Annotated in this window: 2 protein-coding genes and 1 pseudogene; 2 read left to right on the forward strand and 1 reads right to left on the reverse strand. The window is 49.1% G+C overall.

The window, feature by feature from the left end; all coding sequences use genetic code 11:
• Positions 1-1782, reverse strand: a 1782-nt coding sequence (locus V6C93_RS06530; protein WP_333475845.1) for a M48 family metalloprotease, incomplete at its 3' end; no start/stop codon positions are given.
• A 232-nt stretch (positions 1783-2014) separates the two neighbouring features.
• On the opposite strand from V6C93_RS06530, the gene V6C93_RS06535 reads away from it, so the two are divergent.
• Together V6C93_RS06535 and V6C93_RS38110 are read left to right on the forward strand one after the other, a co-directional pair.
• Positions 2015-3136, forward strand: coding sequence for a transposase (locus tag V6C93_RS06535; protein ID WP_333475846.1), 1122 nt, complete (start codon positions 2015-2017; stop codon positions 3134-3136).
• Between the two features lie 147 nt (positions 3137-3283).
• Positions 3284-3926: pseudogene (locus V6C93_RS38110) on the forward strand (IS5 family transposase); the annotation flags it as partial.

Consider the following 3926-nt stretch of genomic DNA (forward strand, 5'->3'; position numbering starts at 1 on the left):
ACCAAAGCGAGACGCATAATGCAGATAAATCATACCCGTGCGGTCTTGGAGTTTGAGGTCAGACCCGAACTCATAACCTGCATCACCACGACCAATCAACTCACCCTCAAGCTTGACTGGCTTACCGCGCAACGGACTGGCGTAGGGGTCAGACATTAACTTGAGTACATCAGATTGTGGTGCCTCCTTGAAGCTGGGGAACATTACAAAGGTTCGGATTAAGGTTCCCAAGCCAAAACCTATGAGGGGGAAAGCCGCCAGTGCAATTGGCATAGTTCCTGCAACCCCAATCGCGATCGCTAGACCCACAAACAACCCAATAGGCATTGCTGAAAAAATTAGCAAATCTACTACAAAGCTGCCATAAAGCTTTTTCTTGCTCAGGTTTCTACCCTCTCCCGCAACACGACCCATGTCAAACTCGGTAGGTAGACCCAACTGTTCTGCATAGGTACTCAGGGCGCGAACTCGCTTACCCGTCAGGGGATGAGTGGAATTCAACTCCATCCACCAACCCCACGGGTTAAACAAATCCCACAAAAAGACTCGACCTAGTTGGTAGGGTTTGGCTGCAATACGGTAGGCAGTACCGGTACTCCCTGCTGCTTTGTGATCATAAATTCCTAAAGCGCGAGTCCCTTCAATTAAACGACTCGGTTCTGATGAGTGTTTGCTCTCTTCCACGATGCCGTAAGCAATCTTCACTAAAGCGCGGGAAAGGGCGTTGGGATTTCCCGTGCTTTCTGCCGCGAAGTGGTCGGCAAAGTACTCTCGTGTCCGTGACAAGTAGAGAACTAAGTAAGTGCCAATGATGTAAAAGACATAGGCCACAAGGGCAGCCGTTCCCGCCGCATCTTTCAGCTTGTCGTTGCCGCCACGACCCAAGCGTCTAGCAAAGTTGTAAATCAGGTAGGTGATTTGTACCAGCGTGGAGGCTAAGGTCATTACCGCAAAGTCCCAGTGAACGATGTGTCCCAGTTCATGGGCGTAGACGGTGGCAACTTCATCATCATCCAGGTAAGTAAACAATCCCTGGCTGACTACTAGACGAGCATTGTTGGGTAAAGAACCATATGTGAAGGCAGTGGGGTTCTGGTCGTCAATGATTCCGAGTCGGGGTGTTTTGAGTTTTTTCTGTTGACAGACACGTTGAATGACTCGTGCAGCTTCCGGACTTTGGCGCTTAACGTCTTCCAGGGAAACCCACCGGCTTTGGTAGAGCCAACTCTGGGTTAAGTCCATGAGGAAGGGAGATAGGAAAAAGGCCGCGATGTTAAAAATTACGGTAATTCCTAAGGCGATCGCAAACCCCATTACCGGGTCGTTGCTATCGAGGATGAAGACAAGGGCTAACGACACAACCAATACCATACCCAAGAGCAAGGAGATAGTCACCCCAGAAGCGAGGGCGAGATTTCCTGCAACACTCGCCATTGTCAGCTTGACGCCCGCTTGAGCTGCGCGAGTCGCTTTCTGGATGGTATGGGATGGCTCCGGCTTTGTGGCGGGAGTTTTGGGCGTCTGAGTCCTAGTGAGGGAATTAAGGACTTTAATCGCCCAGTTACTGACTTGGGGATTTTTATGAATACTCAGCTCTTTTGCGATCGCGATCGCTGGTTCCGTCTCACCCAGCCGATGATACGCTTTCGCCAGTCCCATCTGAGCCTGTACGTACTCTTGAGAACCTCGTTGGCTGTAATACTGGCAGAAGTCTTTCAGGATTTGAACGGCGTCTCGATAGCGTCCTTCATTAATGGCATTTAATCCAGCTTGGAGTGACATAGGCATCTCCGTCCAAAAGAGGAATGGGTATTGAGTCAATCAATACTTAGTAATACAAGCGTCGTCACGGAGAATTCGCAAAAATACAAAAATACATTCATTAGAGTCTTCCCGCCTGGAAACCCCGTCGCCTTGTGCGCGGGGAGGAAGGCGGGGCAGGGTATAACGCCTTCTACAGTTAACTTTTGGACAAAACAGATATCTATCCTCATATATGAAGTAGACTATCTGTATGCAAAGAACCATTCGACTGCAACTTAAGCCCAGCGACCAAGAAGCACTAGCTCTTTCACAAACGATTGAGCGGTACACTTGGTCGTTTAATGCTGTTTGCAAGTACGGATGGGATTCTAACCTGACCAATGGCGTAGAGTTGCACAAGGCAACTTACTATGAACATCGACTGGAAACGAGCTTGCCTTCTCAATTGGTTTGTGCAGCCAGGGTGAAAGCGGCTGAAGCCTTGAAATCGGCGGCATCGCTCAGGAAGAAAGGCAAAATAGTTGGTTGTCCAGCATCCAATCACTGCCCAATTCGGTATGATGCTCGGTCTTGCACTGTCTGGTTTGACCGTCAGGAGTTGACGATTCTCGCCCTTGGAGGACGAATCAAGTTGTCCTTTGAAGTAGCGCAGTACTATCGCCAATACTTGACCTGGAAGAATACCAGTGCTGACTTGATGCGCGACCGCAAAGGACGCTGGTGGTTACACATTGTTATGGAGACAGACACCCCCAAGGTTGAGCCAACAAACCAAGTTGTTGGAGTTGATTTGGGGATTGCTACTCCAGCCGTTGATAGCAATGGGAACAAGTATGGTTCTGACCATTGGAAAAAAGTAGAAGATAGAACATTTGAGTTGCGTCGTAGACTCCAATCTAAAGGCACGAAGTCTGCCAAAAGACACCTTAAAAAAATCTCTGGCAAACAGAAACGTTTCAGAAAAGATTGCGACCATGTGCTGTCTAAGTGCTTGGTTCAATCCGTAGAGTCCGGTGCAACATTGGTTTTTGAAGACCTCACGAATATTCGTGGCAGAGCCAAGATGAGAAAGGCTCAGCGCCGTAGATTGCACGCATGGAGCTTTGCTCAGTTCCAGGCATTCGTCACCTACAAGGCTGAAAGGAAGGGCGTGAATATAGAGTTCGTTGACCCTCGCTACACCTCGCAAAAGTGTAATCAATGTGGACACATTGAGAGAGGAAATCGTCCTACTCAAGCTGATTTTAGGTGCAAGAAGTGTGGTTTTGAGTGCCATGCTGACTACAACGCCTCAATGAATATTCGTGATGACTTTCTCAAACTTTGGGCTGCGGTCAATCAGCCTATTGTTTCAGCCGATAATCCCGGCTAGGAACAAGTCGCGTCCCCTCGTGGGCGCGGTTGTTGACGATTGAGCTACTGAGCCTCAGAGCTGATTTATAAAGTAAACATAAAGACCCGGTTTGAGAGACAACCAAACCAATATCATCTTTATTTGACGTGGTGTTAAACCTCAGTAATGACCCGAAAAGCCTATAAAACTGACATAACAGAGGCCCAGTGGCAAATTCTCGAACCCTTGATTCCGCCTGCTAAAACGGGAGGGCATCCTCGAACGGCGGATATGCGTGAGGTAGTCAACGGTATATTTTATGTCCTGCGAACAGGCTGTGGGTGGGAAATGTTACCTCATGACCTACCTCCATACTCAACGGTATACCACTACTTTCGCCGTTGGCAGAAAACAGGTGTCTGGCAGGAGATGAACACCGCATTACGACAACGACTGCGGCAAGAGCAAGGTAGGAATCCTCAGCCCAGTGCTGCGATCTGCGCTTCGCAGCAGCGCTTCGCTATCGCAGACAGTCAGTCGGTGAAAACGACGGAAAAAAGGGGGAAGTGTATGGATTTGATGGTGGCAAGCTAGTCAAAGGACGCAAGCGTCATCTTGTGGTGGACACCCAAGGACTACTGCTAGGCGTAGTGGTAACGGAAGCTAATACTCAAGACCGATTGGGAGGAGTTGCTGTCTTGATGGAAGAGGCTTGTGAGTCAGGAGCGTTGCAGTTACTTTGGGTAGACCAAGGCTACAGTGGCGAAAAGTTTGCGCGTGTGATCGCATCTATTTGTGGCGCTAAGGTCGAAGTGGTCAAGCGCAGCGA

The sequence above is a fragment of the Allocoleopsis sp. genome, from assembly GCF_036703385.1.
GTDB lineage: Bacteria > Cyanobacteriota > Cyanobacteriia > Cyanobacteriales > Coleofasciculaceae > Allocoleopsis.